A 16,440-nucleotide genomic window follows, 5' to 3' on the forward strand; every position below is an offset into this window, starting at 1 on the left:
ATGACGGAAACGTAAAGCGGTCAGTCGCGTGTCGTGTGGTTATTTGCCCTTGCGGCGACGGTGGCTGTCGAGGTCGAGAACCTCGTTTTCGCCGCCCTCGTTGAGCAGGCCCAGACGCCGTGCGACCTCCTGATAGGCCTCGACTTCGCCGCCCAGATCGCGCCGGAAGCGGTCCTTGTCGAGCTTCTCGCCGGTCTCGAGATCCCACAGGCGGCAGCCATCGGGGCTGATCTCGTCGGCCAGGATGATGCGCGAGAAATCGCCGTCGAACTGGCGGCCGAACTCGAGCTTGAAGTCGATCAGGCGGATGCCGATCGCGGCGAACATGCCGCACATGAAATCGTTGATGCGGATCGCCATCGACGAGATGTCCTGCATCTCTTCCTGCGTCGCCCAGCCGAAGCAGGCGATATGCTCTTCTGCGACCAGAGGATCGCCCAGCGCATCGTCCTTGTAGCAATATTCGATCAGCGTGTGCGGCAGCGGCTGGCCTTCTTCCAGCCCCAGCCGGGTGCAGATTGATCCCGCAGCGACATTGCGCACGATCACCTCGATCGGCACGATCTCGACCTGACGGATCAGCTGCTCGCGCATGTTCAACCGGCGGATGAAGTGGGTGGGGATGCCGATATGCGCCAGCCGCGTGAACACATACTCGCTGATGCGGTTGTTGATCACGCCCTTGCCGTTGATCGTGCCCTTTTTCTGGGCGTTGAACGCGGTGGCGTCGTCCTTGAAGTACTGGATCAGCGTGCCGGGCTCGGGCCCCTCATAGAGGATCTTGGCCTTGCCTTCGTAAATCTGGCGGCGGCGGGTCATTGGCTCGTAACTCCGATAAAATGCATGACGCCCCGGTGCGGCGGCCAAAGCGCGCAGAGCCGGGGCGTAGTTCAGCGCCCCTATAGCCGCTTGCTGCCATGGGCGCAATTGTGCTGTCCAGTTGCCAATTCCGGTTAACGTGTCGCACACCGTGCATGGTATCGTTGCGGTGAAATCGAGGGAGCACAAGGCAGGGCCATGAACGTCAAGGTCGATCACAAACAGGCGGTGGCGATCGTCACCATCAACCGCCCCGAGCGGCGCAACGCGGTCGATTCTGCCACCGCTCTGCAGCTGTTGCAGGCGTTCGAAGCGATCGATGCCGATGACAGCGTGCATGTCGCGATCCTGCACGGAGCGGGCGGGCATTTCTGCGCCGGGGCCGATCTCAAGGCCTTGAGCGAGGGCGACAAACGCCCGGTGACCGATGCGGGAATGGCGCCGATGGGGCCCACCCGGATGCAGATGACCAAGCCGGTGATCGCCGCGATCGAAGGCTATGCGGTGGCTGGCGGCATGGAGCTGGCCCTGTGGTGCGACATGCGGGTGATGGCGGAGACCGCGCGGATGGGCGTGTTCTGCCGCCGCTTCGGGGTGCCGCTGGTGGATATGGGCACCATCCGCCTGCCAAGGCTGATCGGCCATTCGCGCGCGATGGATCTGCTGCTCACCGGGCGCGAGATCGGCGCCGCCGAAGCGCACGACATCGGGCTTGCCAACCGCGTGGCGCGGCATGGCGGCGCGCTCGAACTGGCGGTGGAGCTCGCCACGCAGATCGCGGCCTTTCCGCAGACCTGTCTGCGCAATGACCGGGCGAGCGCGCTCGCGCAATGGTCGCTGGAAGAGGCAGAGGCGATCGCGCTGGAAGCGCAGCTTGGCCGTGCGACGATCACCAGCGGAGAGACGCTGGAAGGCGCTGGCCGCTTTGCCGGCGGCAAGGGTCGGCACGGCTCGTTCGCCTGAAGCCGGTCCGGCGCGCATTTTTCCCCAGAAAACCGGGCCAACCCTCTCGCCTTGCGGCATTCGCGCTGCTACCCGCCTGAAGCATGGCTAAAGACGCGAGCGCCGGGTCTGGCGACGATATCCCCGAAATCGAGAACACGTCCTTCGACCGCGCGCTGTCGGAGCGGTATCTCGTCTATGCGCTCTCCACCATTACCGCGCGCTCGCTGCCCGATCTGCGCGATGGCCTGAAGCCGGTTCACCGCCGCCTGTTGTGGGCGATGCGGCAATTGAAGCTCGATCCGGCGAGCAGCTACAAGAAGAGCGCGCGCGTTGTCGGCGATGTCATCGGCAAATACCATCCGCATGGCGATGCCTCGGTCTATGACGCGATGGTCCGCCTCGCGCAGGATTTCGTGCTGCGTTATCCTCTGGTCGACGGACAGGGCAATTTCGGCAACGTCGATGGCGATAACGCTGCGGCCTATCGCTACACCGAAGCCCGGCTGACGCGCACCGCGATCGAGCTGATGGCCGGGCTCGACGAGGGCACCGTCGCCTTCAAGCCGACCTATAACGGCGAGGAGGAAGAGCCCGAAATCTTCCCAGGGCTGTTCCCCAATCTGCTCGCCAACGGCGCCAGCGGCATCGCGGTGGGCATGGCGACCTCGATCCCGTCGCACAATGTCGCCGAAGTAATCGACGCGGCCGACATGCTGATCGACAATCCGGAAACGACGCACGAGCAGATCATGCAGGTGTTCCGCGGCCCCGATTTTGCCACTGGCGGGCTGCTGGTCGATAATGCCGAAACGATCAGCCACGCCTATCGCACCGGGCGCGGCGCCTTCCGGCTTCGCGCGCGCTATTCGACCGGCAAGGATGCCGATGGCAACTGGGAGCAGACCGGCATCGAGAAGCTGCCCGGCGGCACATGGCAGCTGGTGCTCAGCGAAATCCCCTATCAGGTGCAGAAGGGCAAATTGATCGAGCAGATCGCGACGCTGATCGCGGAGAAGAAGCTGCCGATCCTCGCCGATATCCGCGATGAATCGGACGAGACGATCCGCATCGTGCTCGAGCCCAAGAGCCGCAATGTCGATCCCGATGTCCTCAAAGACAGCCTGTATCGGTTGAGCGATCTGGAAGTCCGCTTTCCGCTCAACCTCAACGTGCTCGACGAAACCCGCACGCCTGGCGTGATGGGGATCAAGCCGCTGCTCGAATCCTGGCTGCGGCACCAGATCCTCATCCTCACCAACCGCAGCCGCCACCGGCTCGACAAGATCGCGGCAAGGCTGGAGCTGCTGCGCGGCTATATCATCGCCTATCTCAACCTCGACCGGGTGATCGAGATCATCCGCACCCAGGACGAGCCCAAGCCGGTGATGATGGCCGAGTTCGAGCTGACCGATCGGCAGGCCGAAGCGATCCTCAACATGCGGCTGCGCTCCTTGCGCAAGCTCGAGGAGATGGAACTGCGGCGCGAGCACGACGCTCTGGTCAAGGAAGCCGAGGGGCTGGAAAAGCTGCTCGCCGATCCGAAGCTGCAGAAAAAGCGGCTCAAGAAGGATCTGGCGACGCTGCGCGCGCTGTATGCGGAAACCACCGAGCTGGGCCGCCGCCGGACCGACCTGCGCGAAGCCGCCCCCGCGCGCGAAATTCCGCTCGAAGCGATGATCGAGCGCGAGCCGGTGACGGTGATCATGTCGCGGCGCGGGTGGATCAAGGCAATGAAGGGGCACGCCGATCTTGGCGTGCCTGAAATCACCAAGTTCAAGGAAGGCGATGGCCCCGCCTTTGCCTTCCACGCGCAATCGACCGACAAGCTGCTGATCGCGCTCGACAATGGCAGGTTCTACACGCTGGGCGCGCAGAACCTGCCCGGTGCCCGCGGATTTGGCGAGCCGGTGCGCAACATGCTCGATATGGAGAACGAGGCGCAGATCATCGCGCTGATGCCCTATGATCCTGCAGGCAAGCTGCTGCTCGCCGCAACCAACGGTCGCGGTTTCCTAGCCGAAATGGCCGAGCTGATCGCGGAAACGCGCAAGGGCCGCCAGGTCGTCAACCTGAAGCCCGGCGTGCGGCTGATGGTGATCCGCAACGTTCCTGCAAGCGCCGATCACGTCGCTGTGGTGGGCGAGAACCGCAAGCTCGTGGTGTTCCCGCTCGGCGAACTGCCGGTAATGGCGCGCGGGCAGGGGGTGCAGCTGCAGCGCTATCGCGACGGATCGCTGGCAGATGCCACCACCTTCCGGCTCGAAGAGGGGCTGAGCTGGACGATGGGCGGCGACAGCGGGCGGACGCGGACCGAGAAGGACATGGGGCTGTGGCGGGTCGCGCGCGGCGCAGCCGGGCGGCTGCCGCCCAATGGCTTCCCGCGCAACAACCGCTTCGATGGCTAGAAAAACCTTTGTTCGGCCGCGACTTTTTCGCCGACGTTTAAGTTAATTTTACATTTTCGCGGCTAGGCGTTGATACATATGGCCAGCCCAACTCCGCCCCCCAGAACGCGCGCCAAGCCGTTGCCGGATTCGCTTGTATCGGATGCGTTCTCCGGCGGGCATCCCGGCTTTGCGGCGGTGCTCGATCCGCTGCCGATCCCCGCAGCGGTGGTGACGCGGGTCGATGGGGCTCCGCAGATCGTGATGGCCAACCCCGCATTCGTCGATCGCCAGCTGATGCCTGGCGCCGTATCGGCCATCGATGTGGCGCTGCTGACCGAGCTGGTGTCGGTCGCCAGCCGCAACGACAGTGGCAAGGCCAACCGCCCCTGGACCTCCGAGGATCCGGTCAAGACCCGCCGCTATGACGTGACCGCGGCGCGGATCGAGATGCCCGGGCTGGACTGGCCGCATTTTCTGGTGAGCCTGATCGACCGCACCAGCGAGATCGAGACGCACGACAGCTTCCGCCGCGAAACGATGCGCGACAGCCTGACCGGCCTGCCCAACCGGGCCGGGTTCGAGGACGCGGTCGAAAGCCGGCTGGCGGAACAGGGCAGCGACGGCCGCGTGACCACGTCGGGCTTTGCGATCATCACGCTCGATATCGCGCGCTTCAGCCAGATCAACGAATGCGCAGGCAGTGTGGTGGGTGACGAGCTGATCATCACCGTCGCGCGCCGCCTGATGGGGCGGGTGCGCAAGACCGATATCGTCGCGCGGATCGGGGGCAATGAATTTGCGCTGTTCGTGCCGCTGCGCGGGTCGAACCCGCGCGAGCTTTCGCGGATCACCAGCCGCATCCGCGACATATTCCTCAACCCCTATCGGCTGTCGGATCTCGAGATCCAGATCGACGGGGCGATCGGCATCGCGCTCAGCAAGCCCGGCCAGACAGATTGCGCCAACTACATCCGCCAGTCGCAGATCGCGCTCAAGCGCGCCAAGCGCACCCGCCAGGCGGAAATCTATACGCCCGAGGAACTCGACAAGGCCCGCCGCCGCTTCACGCTGGAAACCGAACTGCGCAAGGCGATCGAGCTGGACCGGCTCGAGCTGTATTTCCAGCCGCTGATCGACATGAGCAACGGCTTCGTCACCGGATTCGAAGCGCTGGCGCGCTGGAAGGACCCGGATTACGGCATGATCTCGCCGGTCGAGTTCATCCCCGTTGCCGAGGAATGCGGGCTGATCCTGCCATTGGGGCGCTGGGCGCTGGACCGCGCCTGCCAGGTGCTCAACGAATGGGATGCCAAGGCGGGCGAGGTGCTGCCGCTCAAGGTCAGCGTCAACGTCTCCGCCGCGCAATTCGCCCGCGACGACATTCCCAGCATGGTCGCCAACATCCTGCGCGCCAACAAGACAAAGCCCGAGCGGCTGTGCCTGGAGCTGACCGAATCGGTGGTGGTGAGCGATCCCGCGCGCGCCGCCAAGGTGATGAGCGCCCTGCGCGCGCTCAACGTCTCGCTGGCGATGGACGATTTCGGCACCGGCTATTCCAACCTGGCCTATCTGCAGCAACTGCCGATCGACGTGCTCAAGATCGACCGCAGCTTCATCTCGGACATGCTCAAGGAGCGCGACAAGGTCGCCATCGTGCGCGCCATCCTGTCGCTGGCGAGCGCGCTGGGCATGGAGACCACCGCCGAGGGCATCGAGACGCTGGAAATCTCGCAGACCCTGGCTGCGCTCGGCTGTTCGTTCGGCCAGGGCTATTTCTATTCGCCGCCGGTCCCCGCCGACGAGGCCTATGCGTACATGATCACCCGCATGGGTTGATCGGCACCCGGGATCGTCAGGCCGCCGCCACCTGTGCAGCGATCTGGCGCACACGCTCGGGCTCGGGAAAATCCTCTGCAATCCAGCGGCGGCGCGTTTCGCCCAACACCCGCGCGACATCCGGCCCGGCGTGTATGCCCAGCGCCAGGATATCGCGCCCGCCCAGCGGGAATTCGGGAACCGACCAGCCCTTGAGGCTCTGCCAGCCCTGCGCCAGTGCATCGTCCGGGCCGCGCAGCAGCAGCCAGTTCGAAACCGTATCGGCAGGCTGCACCGCGGCTGCCACCTGCCGCGCAGTCCCACTGTCGGGCCAGCGTGCGGCATAGCGCGCGAGCGTTGCCCGCTGCGCCTTGGACAGCCGCAACCGCGAAGCCACGGCCTCGGCGACGAGCGGGTCCGCCGGCAGCAGCGCCGCCAGCCGCACCAAGGGATCGGCCTTCGCACCGAGCTGCGCCTCGCGGGCGAGCAGCATCGTGAGAGTCTCCAGCCCGTCGCCCGCCATTTCGGGCAGGACCACCGGCCAGATTGCGCTCTGCGCCATCAGCAGCGCCGCATTTGCAGGGTTGGCGCTGCCCAGCAGCAGCAGCAGTTCGCGCGCGATCCGCTCGCGCGACAGCGCCTTCAACCGGTCCGCATGCCGGGCACAGGCCGCCAGCGCATCGGGATCGGCCGGGCCGCCGAAGCGCGCGTGAAAGCGGAACAGCCGCAGGATACGCAAATGGTCTTCCAGGATGCGCGCATCGGCATCGCCGATGAACCGCACCAGCCGCGCGGCCAGGTCCGCCTCGCCGCCGAAATAATCGGTGACCTCGAGCGTGCGCGGGTCGGCGAACAGCGCGTTGATGGTGAAATCGCGCCGCGCGGCATCCTCGCGCCAGTCGTCGGTGAAGGCGACCTCGGCATGGCGGCCATCGGTGGTGACATCGCGGCGCAGCGTGGTGATCTCGACCGGCCCTGCGGGCAGCACCGCGGTCACGGTGCCGTGCTCGATCCCGGTCGGTACCGCCTTGATCCCGGCATCGGCCAGCGCAGCCATAACCTGCTCGGGCAGCAGCCGCGTGGCGATATCGACATCGACCGCGTCCACGCCCAGCAGCGCATCGCGCACCGCGCCACCGACATAGCGGCACTGGTCGCCGTCGGGGTCGAGCGCGGCCAGCATCGCGGCAAGGTCCGCGCGCTGCGTCCAGGCGGCGCTGATCCGGGTCATGCCATGATCCCTTCCAGCCTGCGCGAGAGGTTGGCGATAATCCCTGCGGTCACCCCCCAGATGCGCCGGCGGCCCCACATGATCTCGATATAGCGGCGCTCGGCGCCCTTCCAGTGGGTGCTGTGATGGGCGTGGTTGGCAGGGTCCAGCACGAAAGCGAGCGGGACTTCGAACCAGTCGGCCACCTCGCCCGGATTGGGGGTGTAGCGGAGGTCGGGCGGGATCACGCCCAGCACCGGGGTGATCGCAAAGCCGCTGCCGCTGCGATAGATATCCGCCTCGCCGATCACGCGGACATGATGCGGGGCAAGCCCCAGCTCCTCATCCGCCTCGCGCAGAGCGGCGGCAACGGCATGCGCGTCCGTGGGGTCTATCTTGCCGCCGGGAAACGCGATCTGGCCGGGGTGGCTGCGCAGATAATCGGGGCGCTGGGTAAGGATGACACCCGGTTCGGGCCGGTCGGTTACCGCGATCAGCACCGCAGCGGGAATGTGCCTGCCGCCATCGGGGTCGATATGCCGCTCATCCACAACGGAAAGCCCGCTAGCGGCGCTGGCGGCGAGCGCATCGGAAAGCCTGGCAAACAGGCTCATGCAGCAGCGATCCTGTCCAGCCGGAAGCAGGTGCCGTCGCTCCAGATCGGAAGGCCGGCAGCGTCTGCGGCATCATCGCCCTGATCGCCAAGCGCCAGCTCGACCAGGTCATAATAGACGCTGCGCTCGATCCGCGCCTCCAGCCCGCGCCACAGACCCAGATAAGGCCGCGGCTCTTCCGGGGTGCCGCGCAGGATCAGCGGGCGGTCCGCGCCGCACACCGCAAGCTCGTCGGTATTGAGCCGGAACGCCAGCCGCCGCTGCTTGCCGCTGCCTTCGGACTTCACCTCGACCGCCAGCAGCGGGGCATCCTCCACCTCGATCCACTGTTTTTCGAACGGCGTGACCAGCGCATGGCGCCCGTCCTCCTCGCGGCGCAGCACGCTGGCGAACAGGCGGACCATCGCCGGGCGCGAGATCAGCCCGCCCTGATGATACCAGCGGCCATCGGCGGCGATGCGCATATGGCTGTCGCTCTCGGCCGCGGGCGACCATTGCTCGACCGGGGGAAGCTTGCGCGCGGCGACCAGTCCCGCAATCTCGGCGAGCGACAGGTCCTGCATTTCGGGGGGCGGATCATAGGGCATGGGGGATCAGATAAGCACGGAGGCTGCGCGATGCAAAGCCCGGCGCCCCCAATCATCCGTCAAGTCAGGCGCCAGGGGCCCAGAATGCCCTTGGGCGGCATCACCGAATCGGGCCGTGCCAGCGCCAGCAGCCGGTGCTGCTCATAAGGGCCGGGCAGCGACCAGCCACCTGTCTGATCGGCGGAAAAGCCGAAGCGGGTGCCGTAATATTCCGGATCGCCCAGCAGCACGAGCGGCATCTTTTCGCCCACGCCCATCGCGCCGAACACTGCGGCCATCAGCGCACGGCCGATGCCCTGGTCCTGATGATCGGGTGCGACGCCGACCGGGCCCACCAGAATCATCGGATAGGCAAGACCGTCGGGATCGGTCAGCGCCACCGGCCAGCACTGGATGGTGCCGACCAGATAGCCATCTGCATCGATCGCGGCAAAGCTCAGCGCGGGCAGCGCCTCAAGACCATCGCGCACGCGATAGATGGTGCGCCCGGATCGCTCGGGTCCGAACACCTGGTCGAGAAGGTCGTCAACCCAGGCCGTATCGACCTGATCCAGCGGGATGATAGTGAATTCGGTCATCGTTCCAGACGGCTAAGCAAGAGGTCACAGAGCCTGCGCCCTTAGGCACGTGGCCTCCCCAAGTCGAGCGGCATTTCCCGCAGTGGTACAGCACCCCTAATCGAATTGCCAAAGCCGCCCGCCTTTCCTATGTGTGTCATACGGGCAACAGGGGGATTATATGCAGGCCATGGAAAAACCGCACGGATCGATCTGGCTGGCACGGCTGTGTCTGTTGCTGGGCGCGGGTTCTGTGGTGATGGCCCTGGTCGGCGCCATCGGTGCCGGGCAGGACTGGTGGGGCAAGCTTGAAGGCCTCAGCGTGGTCATGGCCGCTGTCGTCGTCGCGCTGGTCGCCTTGCTGTTCTCGCTCATCGTGCTGCTGCTCTATCGCAAGAAGGGCACAGCGATCCGCAACATGACGCTGATCGGCCTGGTGTGTTCGCTCGGGTTCCTGGGGGTCATCGGATACTGGGTCAATGTCGGCAGGAGCGTCCCGCAGATCCACGACATCACCACGAATCTCGACAATCCGCCCGAATTCCGGGTGCTCAAGCTGCGGCCCGACGATTTTGCCGATGTCCCCGGACGGGGCGAGGCGAAATATGCCGGAATGGATGCGATGGAGCGCTGGAAGCTGCTGCATGGCGCGGCCTATGGCGACCTGCGCACGGTCACCGTGGCGCTGCCTGTCGACAAGGCAGTGGCGCTGGCCGAGCAGGTCGCGCGTAAGCGCGGCTGGGAGATCGCAGCGGTGCGCCCCGACGAAGGTCGGCTGGAGGCGGTGGACACCGTGTCGCTGTTCCGGTTCAAGGACGATGTCGTGGTGCGGGTGCAACCTGGCCCTGGCGGGCTCACCAGCCAGATCGATGTGCGATCCGTTTCGCGGGTGGGGCGCAGCGATCTGGGCGTCAATGCCAAGCGGATTCGCGGTTTCCTGAAAGACCTGAAGGCTGCAGCGCCCAAGGGCTGACGGGCGGCGGCTAGCCCGCGCCCGCCATTGCCTTGCTGGAGGCCTGCTCGACACGGCTGCGCTCGGCAAGCATCAGCGTCGAACTCGCCTTGGCGAGCACCTTGCCTGAAGCATCGAGCAACTGGCCTTCGAAAAAGCAGGTGCTGCGCCCTCGCCGCTCGACCCACGCTTTGGCAATCACCACCCCGGGGCGAGCGGGCGCGAAGAAGCTGACCTTGAGCTCGAGCGACATGGGCACCACGTCCGGGCCCGTCATCGCCATCGCGGCATGCGCCATCGCGGCATCGATCCAGCCGGTGACGAAGCCGCCCTGTACGACTCCGCCCGAATGGCACATGTGCTGCCCCGCCTGATATTCGATCGTCGCACGGCCTAGCGGATCCATCTCGACAATGCGGACGAACCCCATGGCGGTGTTGAGGTCATGGGCGGCTTCGGGGGGTGTTGCGGTCATGGGGCTCCGTTCGATTGCGGTTTTTGCAAAGCCCAGCCAATCGCCAAATGCCGCGCATGTCAAACGCACAATGTCGCGCTGTTGGCGGAACCATGGCGAGACTGCCCTGTATTTACAGCATAGATAAGAGGAGCTTGTCCGATGATCCCGATCCGTTTTTCCCTCAGCGCGTCTGTGCTGGCCGGCGCCCTGGCGCTTGGCGCGTGCGGCAGCGAGACGCCAGCCCCGGCACCCGAGACCGCCGAAAGCGGCGATGGCACGCTCGCCATGGCAGATCCGGTTGCGCCGGTGATCGCCACCGCCAGCCTCAAGACCGCCGATGGACGTGATGCCGGAACGGTGACCGCGACCGAGCGCGAAGGCGGCATCCTGATCGCAGTGTCGGCAACGGACATCGCGCCGGGCGAGCATGGCATCCATGTGCACATGACCGGCAAGTGCGATGGTCCCAAGTTCGAGACCGCAGGCGGCCACTGGAACCCCATGGGCGCCAAGCATGGCCTCAGCAATCCGCAGGGCTCGCATCATGGCGACATGCCCAATCTGACGATTGCCAGCGATGGCAGCGGCAAGATGGACTACACCGTCAAGGAAGCGGCGCTCGCCGAGATGCTCGATGCCGACGGCGCGGCGCTCGTGATCCACGCCAAGGCGGATGACCAAATGACCGATCCGTCGGGCGACAGCGGCGATCGCATAGCCTGCGGGGTGTTCGGCCGAGGCTGAGCTAACGTCTGGCGGGGTGCGCGCTCATGGCTTGCTGGTATAGTCGATCCGGATGCGCACCCACTCGCCCACCTTGGAAACGCCGCCGACCCTTGGCGGCCTCACCCGGAACTGCCAGGCCGCCGAAATGACCGCGCGGGCGATCCCCGATCCTTGCGGTGATTCGCCAAGCTGCACGCAATCTTCCACCCGAAAATCCTCGACTGTGCGGCAAGCGATCAGGCCCCAGCCGGGGCCTCGCGCCGTTGACAGATAGCCTGCCAGTTCATCCGCATAGGGTTCGCGATACCAGGCGGCGGCATAAAGCGGCTCGCCATTGGGTCCCGATCCGCTGACCCGTGCGCTGTCGCCGGGCACGCCCTTGTCGGGCGGGCCATAGACGCGTCCGGGATTGGCCTTGGGCTTGGCGATCTGCGGCGCGGCCTGCGGACGGGCAGGTTGCGTGGACGGCATCGGGACGATGGCAGGAGGTACGACCGATGGTTGGGGTGCGACCACGGGGCTTGGCACTTCGGTGGGCGCGGCTTCGGTCTCCTGAGGCTGGGGCGATTGCGCGGCCTCCTGCTCGGCGGCAGGGCTTTCTTCCTCGACCTTTTCATCGGATGGCTCGGGGCTAACCCCGAACACCGTCAGCTTCTCCTCTTCCTGCCGCGTTGCCGGCGGCGCGATCGAGAGCGACAGCAGCGCGAGGATGATCAGGATTTCGGCGAGCAGTGCAAAGATCACCCCGCCGGTGCGCTCACCCAGCCGGGAGCGCAGCCACGAGCGGGCGCGCAGATGCCAGGGCAGGGCTTCGGCAGGAGGGATCATCTTGGTCTGGGGCATGTCCATCAGCGGGCTTGTTCTCGTGCGATTACGGCCCCCCAGCCCCTGATCTCGCGCTTATGGTGCCGCTTGTCGGATTCGAACCAACGACCTACCGCTTACAAGGCGGTTGCTCTACCAGCTGAGCTAAAGCGGCGCTACAGGCGCATTTGCGCCGCGTCCAATGCTCTATTTGACGCCAAAGGTCCAGCCTTCAGTGATGCGGATGGCATCATCGAGCGCCGGCGGGTGCCAGAAGCTGTGCCACAGGCTTTCGTCGCGCGCGGCATGGCGCAGCCACGCAGCTGTCATCAGAGCATCGGTGCTGTGGTCGTCATGCGCGATCAACGGGGCAGGGGGCGCAGCGCCCAGCTGGGCCAGCGCCTGATGCAGCCCGTCGGCATCGCGCACCTTGCTGCGCGACAGCCCGCGACCGGCTGCACGCGCGGCGATGCTGGTGTAGATTTCCACGATCACCGGGCCCCGTTCGGGCAGCGGATCGAACGGCCACACGGGGATGCGCCCCGCCAGCCGGTGCAGCACGCGCATCCCGGTGAGGCTCGACTTGCCGACCTGCGCTGCGCCGACCAGGTTGAAGCAGCTTGCGCTGTTGGCCTGGCGGGTGCTGCGCTGATGATGCTCTACCGCGCGCAGCCGTCCGGTGCCTGCCGTGCCGAAACGGTCGCCGGTATCGCCCTTGCCATGGCGGAAATAACGCCGCGCCTGCTCGTGCGTCACAAAGCCCCCCGCCGCCAGATGGTCATCGCCATCGCATAGCCGGTCGACCAGTGCCCACAGGCTGCGCGCATCGGGCGGGCTTTCATCCCAGCCGGGAAAATAGCCGCCCGCATCGACAAAGGGAAAGGTCGGTGACAAATCCATGCCGATCAGCATGTCGGTCCCCGCATCGGCATGCGCGAGCAACCAGTCGAGCGCCGCGCCGCGCGACCAGCCCCCCTGCGGGCGCAGAAGCATCGGGCGCGCGTCAGCCTCCGCCGTGATGGTCGCGAGCGCTAGGCCCCTGGGACGTGCCACGGCCTGTCCCGACCAGTCAAAACAGGCGTAATGCTGGAAACGGCGCATTGCGGTCAGCGGATCTGCTTGAGCACCTCGGCGGTGAATTTGGCGATGTCGAACTGATCGTCCGCGCCGTCATAGCCGCGCCGCACGATTACCAGATCGCGGCTGGGGATCATCACCAGATACTGGCCACGATTGCCGAACGCGGCGAACGCATCGGCAGGAACGCCCTCGCTCTTGTTCATCAGCCAGAAGCTCGCGCCATAGCCGAACGGGCCTTCCGGCTGCGGGCCGCTGGGCCTGGTCACATAGTCGCGCCAGCCTTCGGGCAGGATGCGCTGACCGTTCCAGCTGCCATCGTTCAGATACAAGAGCCCCATCCGCGCCATGTCGCGCGCGGTGGTCCAGACCTGGCTGGAGAGGATGTAATTGCCCTGCCAGTCGGTCTCAGCCCTGGTGCGTGTCATGCCGACTGCATCGAACATCTGGTGCGGATGCAGATCGGGCGCGGCATCGCGCGCCGCCAGGGTTGCGAGCAGGATGTCGTTGTTCGAGTAGCGGAAGGCGCTTCCCGGCTGGTGCAGCATCGGCCACAATGTCGTCCACTGCCGCACCTCGCCCGCGCCCATATAGACCGCATCGGTGCGGTTGCCTGGCGAGTCGCTGACGAGGCCACTGCCCATCCGCAGCAGATGATCGAGGGTGATGCGCTTGCGCGGATCGCCCGCGACGTTCCATTCGCGCACCGGCACGTCGGGAATGTTGAAACCCTTCTGGCGGACGAAGCCGACATAGGTTCCCGCGATCGACTTGGCGACCGACCAGGTGCGTTGCGCGGTGTGCATGTCGTGCCCGGGCTTGTAACGCTCCTGCACGATCCGGCCCTTGTGGACGATCACGACACCGCTGGTCTTGCCACCGAACGCTTTCGCCTCGAACGCACTTTCCACCAGAGTGTCGAACGGCGTGATCATCATGATCCTCGGATCGCTCGCATCGACATCGCCCATCGGCCAGGCAAGCGCGTCGGCGCTGCCGGGGGTCGCCCGCTCCAGCGCTTCGGCGGGAAGGCGCGTGCCGTCATTGGTCCAGCCGATTGGCATCGATGTGCAGCCGGTCACCGGATTGTGCCGGGCAACGCGCGGCGGCATGTCCTCGGCAAAGGCGACGCTCACCTGATGCGCGGGTTCGTCGATGTCCGCCTTCAATGTCGGCACGATCGCGGCGACGTGCGGATAGATCCCGGTGAGTTCATCCGCCTCGATATCGGCAAGCGTCTTGTTGCCGTTCCACAAGCCGGAACACACGAACTGCGCCTTGTAGCCGGCGGCCTGCGCGCGATCCATGCGCGAGGGTTGGATAGGCGTCGCTTGTTGGGCAACGGCGGGGGCCGCCAGTGCCAAGGCGAGGGCAAGACTAACTGCGATTGTCTTCACGCATTTTCTCCCATGTGCGCATCCGCTCGGCAATGCGCGCTTCATAGCCGCGTTCGACCGGTCGATAGAACTGCTGCGGGTCCATCTCTTCGGGCCAGTAGTTCGCGCCCGAAAAGCCCTCGGCCTGGTCGTGGTCATAGGCATAGCCCTTGCCATAGCCGATGTCCTTCATCAGCTTGGTCGGCGCGTTCAGGATATTGGGCGGTGGCATCAGCGATCCGGTGGCACGCGCGCTTTTCCAGGCGGCCTTTTGCGCGGCGTAGATCGCGTTCGATTTGGGCGCGGTGGCGCAATAGAGGCACGCCTGCACGATCGCCAGTTCGCCCTCGGGTGACCCGAGAAACGCATACGCATCCTTGGCGGCGAGGCATTGCACCAGCGCCTGCGGGTCGGCCATGCCGATGTCTTCGCTGGCAAAGCGGGTGATCCGGCGCAACACGTAGAGCGGCTCCTCGCCCGCCACCAGCATGCGCGCGAGATAGTAGAGCGAAGCCTGCGGATCGGACCCGCGCATCGCCTTGTGCAGCGCCGAGATGAGGTTGTAGTGACCCTCGCGGTCCTTGTCGTAGACCGGCATCCGACGGTGCAGCAATGCGGCGAGCCCCGCCGGGTCGAGCGGCGCATCGATCCGCACCGTCAGCAAGGTCTCGACCTGGTTGAGCAGGAAGCGCCCGTCGCCATCGGCCGAGGCGATCAGCGCGGCGCGGGCGTCGTCGGTGAGCGGCAGCGAGCGTCCGGTCAGCGCTTCCGCGCGCGCGATCAGTTCGCCCAGCGCCGCCTCGTCCAGCCGTCGCAGAATGAGCACCTGACTGCGGCTGAGCAAAGCGGCATTGAGTTCGAACGACGGGTTTTCGGTCGTTGCCCCCACCAGCACCACCGTCCCGCGCTCGACGAAGGGCAGGAAACCATCCTGTTGCGCGCGGTTGAAACGGTGGATCTCGTCCACGAACAGCAAGGTGCGCTGCCCTGCACCTGCCATCTTCTCGGCCTCGGCAAAGGCTTTCTTGAGGTCCGCGACGCCGGAGAACACCGCCGAGATCGCGACAAAGCGCATCCCCGTCGCCTCGCCCAGCAACCGCGCCATGCTGGTCTTGCCGGTGCCGGGGGGGCCCCACAGGATCATGGAAGACAGCTTACCGGCCGCGACCATCCGCCCGATCGCGCCTTCCGGACCGGTCAGGTGATCCTGGCCGATGATCTCGCCCAGGTTCGCCGGGCGCAGCCGGTCGGCCAGCGGCGCATCGGCGGCGGGCCGGCTGTTGCTGGTGGCGGGGGGAAGGGCTTCGAACAGGTCGCTCATCGCAGGAACGCTAGCGGCTGGCGGGGGCAGGGGGAAGGGGATGAAAAATGTACCCGTCGCAGATCGGCTCTTGTCAAACTGTATCCAAGATATATCTTAGAGCCATCGAGACACACAGGAGATAGATTCGATATGAGTATGCGTTTCAAAATGGGCGGCGGTCCGCGCGGATCGGGCAACCCCTTTATCGCAATGAGCTTCGGACGCGGCGGTGGCCGTAGCTGGGGCGGAGACTGGGACTTCGGCAACTGGAGCTTCGATGGTGGCGGCCGGGGTGGCCGTGGCGGCGGCGCTGGAGGCCGCGGTGGCCGGGGCCGCAGGCGGATGTTCGACAGTGGTGAGCTGCGTATCGTGCTGCTTGCGCTGATCGAAAAGGAGCCGCGGCATGGCTATGACCTGATCAAGGCGATCGAGGAGATGACCGGCGGCGACTATGCGCCCAGCCCCGGCGTGGTCTACCCCACGCTCAGTCTGCTGGAAGATGCAGGGCTGATCGCCTCTGTCGAAACCGATGGCGCGCGCAAGGCGTTCCGCATCACCGATGCCGGGATTGCCGAGCTTTCCGACAAGCGCGACGAGGCCGATGCGCTGCTGGCGCGGTTGTCCGAGGCGGGCGAAGAGCGCGAGCAGCGCGCAGGTGGCCCGCAGATCGGCCGCGCGGTAGGCAATCTGATGGCCGCGATGGCGCATCGCCTGGCGAGCGGTGAGACCGATGCCGAATTCAAGCACCGCGTTGCCGAGATCCTCGACGAAGCCGCGCAGAAGATCGAGCGACTTTGACTATCTCCCCTCC

Annotated in this window: 16 protein-coding genes and 1 tRNA gene; 6 read left to right on the forward strand and 11 right to left on the reverse strand. The window is 65.9% G+C overall.

Annotated features, from left to right (window positions below):
- Positions 1-39: 39 nt before the first annotated feature.
- Complete coding sequence (purC, locus tag BSY18_RS01240) at positions 40-819, reverse strand: phosphoribosylaminoimidazolesuccinocarboxamide synthase (protein WP_054133449.1); 780 nt, start codon at positions 817-819, stop codon at positions 40-42.
- Positions 820-1,017: 198 nt separating this feature from the next.
- On the opposite strand from purC, the gene BSY18_RS01245 reads away from it, so the two are divergent.
- The 3 genes from BSY18_RS01245 to BSY18_RS01255 all read left to right on the forward strand — a co-directional run bounded on the left by BSY18_RS01245 (position 1,018) and on the right by BSY18_RS01255 (position 5,987).
- Positions 1,018-1,782, forward strand: a complete 765-nt coding sequence (locus tag BSY18_RS01245) for a crotonase/enoyl-CoA hydratase family protein (RefSeq protein WP_069049391.1) — start codon at positions 1,018-1,020, stop codon at positions 1,780-1,782.
- An 83-nt stretch (positions 1,783-1,865) separates the two neighbouring features.
- Positions 1,866-4,169 carry a DNA topoisomerase IV subunit A gene (gene parC / locus BSY18_RS01250; protein ID WP_069049392.1) on the forward strand — a complete coding sequence of 768 codons (2,304 nt, stop codon included), beginning with the start codon at positions 1,866-1,868 and terminating at the stop codon, positions 4,167-4,169.
- 78 nt (positions 4,170-4,247) lie between these two features.
- A complete protein-coding gene (locus BSY18_RS01255) occupies positions 4,248-5,987 on the forward strand; it encodes a putative bifunctional diguanylate cyclase/phosphodiesterase (RefSeq protein ID WP_054133446.1) in 1,740 nt (579 codons plus the stop codon).
- A 16-nt stretch (positions 5,988-6,003) separates the two neighbouring features.
- On the opposite strand, the gene BSY18_RS01260 is transcribed toward BSY18_RS01255, so the two are convergent.
- The 4 genes from BSY18_RS01260 to BSY18_RS01275 are packed head-to-tail and all read right to left on the reverse strand — an operon-like array spanning position 6,004 to position 8,955.
- On the reverse strand, positions 6,004-7,197 hold the full coding sequence (locus tag BSY18_RS01260; protein ID WP_069049394.1) for a CCA tRNA nucleotidyltransferase: 1,194 nt from the start codon (positions 7,195-7,197) through the stop codon (positions 6,004-6,006).
- Complete coding sequence (locus BSY18_RS01265) at positions 7,194-7,790, reverse strand: CoA pyrophosphatase (protein ID WP_069049395.1); 597 nt, start codon at positions 7,788-7,790, stop codon at positions 7,194-7,196. The genes BSY18_RS01260 and BSY18_RS01265 overlap by 4 nt, the downstream gene beginning before the upstream one ends.
- The gene (locus BSY18_RS01270; RefSeq protein WP_069049396.1) at positions 7,787-8,377 is read right to left on the reverse strand and encodes a DUF1285 domain-containing protein; all 591 of its coding nucleotides are present in this window, start codon (positions 8,375-8,377) and stop codon (positions 7,787-7,789) included. The genes BSY18_RS01265 and BSY18_RS01270 overlap by 4 nt, the downstream gene beginning before the upstream one ends.
- A 59-nt stretch (positions 8,378-8,436) precedes the next feature.
- A complete protein-coding gene (locus BSY18_RS01275; RefSeq protein ID WP_054133442.1) occupies positions 8,437-8,955 on the reverse strand; it encodes a GNAT family N-acetyltransferase in 519 nt (172 codons plus the stop codon).
- A gap of 169 nt (positions 8,956-9,124) precedes the next feature.
- Between BSY18_RS01275 and BSY18_RS01280 the strand changes: the two genes are divergently transcribed.
- Positions 9,125-9,907 carry a DUF1499 domain-containing protein gene (locus tag BSY18_RS01280; protein ID WP_069051622.1) on the forward strand — a complete coding sequence of 261 codons (783 nt, stop codon included), beginning with the start codon at positions 9,125-9,127 and terminating at the stop codon, positions 9,905-9,907.
- A 10-nt stretch (positions 9,908-9,917) separates the two neighbouring features.
- Here BSY18_RS01280 and BSY18_RS01285 read toward each other — a convergent pair whose 3' ends face one another.
- A complete protein-coding gene (locus tag BSY18_RS01285) occupies positions 9,918-10,361 on the reverse strand; it encodes a PaaI family thioesterase (RefSeq protein WP_069051623.1) in 444 nt (147 codons plus the stop codon).
- A gap of 141 nt (positions 10,362-10,502) precedes the next feature.
- Between BSY18_RS01285 and BSY18_RS01290 the strand changes: the two genes are divergently transcribed.
- The gene (locus BSY18_RS01290) at positions 10,503-11,087 is read left to right on the forward strand and encodes a superoxide dismutase family protein (RefSeq protein WP_069049397.1); all 585 of its coding nucleotides are present in this window, start codon (positions 10,503-10,505) and stop codon (positions 11,085-11,087) included.
- A 24-nt stretch (positions 11,088-11,111) separates the two neighbouring features.
- Here BSY18_RS01290 and BSY18_RS01295 read toward each other — a convergent pair whose 3' ends face one another.
- The 5 genes from BSY18_RS01295 to BSY18_RS01315 all read right to left on the reverse strand — a co-directional run bounded on the left by BSY18_RS01295 (position 11,112) and on the right by BSY18_RS01315 (position 15,647).
- Complete coding sequence (locus tag BSY18_RS01295; protein ID WP_236823424.1) at positions 11,112-11,918, reverse strand: hypothetical protein; 807 nt, start codon at positions 11,916-11,918, stop codon at positions 11,112-11,114.
- 54 nt (positions 11,919-11,972) lie between these two features.
- Positions 11,973-12,048: transfer RNA gene (locus BSY18_RS01300), tRNA-Thr, on the reverse strand.
- A 32-nt stretch (positions 12,049-12,080) separates the two neighbouring features.
- Positions 12,081-12,974, reverse strand: coding sequence for a hypothetical protein (locus BSY18_RS01305; RefSeq protein ID WP_069049398.1), 894 nt, complete (start codon positions 12,972-12,974; stop codon positions 12,081-12,083).
- Between the two features lie 5 nt (positions 12,975-12,979).
- Positions 12,980-14,257, reverse strand: coding sequence for a serine hydrolase domain-containing protein (locus BSY18_RS01310; RefSeq protein WP_069049399.1), 1,278 nt, complete (start codon positions 14,255-14,257; stop codon positions 12,980-12,982).
- 70 nt (positions 14,258-14,327) lie between these two features.
- Entirely contained in the window at positions 14,328-15,647 is a 1,320-nt protein-coding gene (locus tag BSY18_RS01315) for a replication-associated recombination protein A (protein WP_069049400.1), read from the reverse strand.
- Positions 15,648-15,779: 132 nt separating this feature from the next.
- On the opposite strand from BSY18_RS01315, the gene BSY18_RS01320 reads away from it, so the two are divergent.
- Positions 15,780-16,427, forward strand: a complete 648-nt coding sequence (locus tag BSY18_RS01320) for a PadR family transcriptional regulator (protein ID WP_236823425.1) — start codon at positions 15,780-15,782, stop codon at positions 16,425-16,427.
- The last annotated feature ends 13 nt before the right edge of the window (positions 16,428-16,440 follow it).

This window comes from Blastomonas sp. RAC04, from assembly GCF_001713435.1.
Taxonomy (GTDB): Bacteria; Pseudomonadota; Alphaproteobacteria; order Sphingomonadales; family Sphingomonadaceae; genus Blastomonas; species Blastomonas fulva.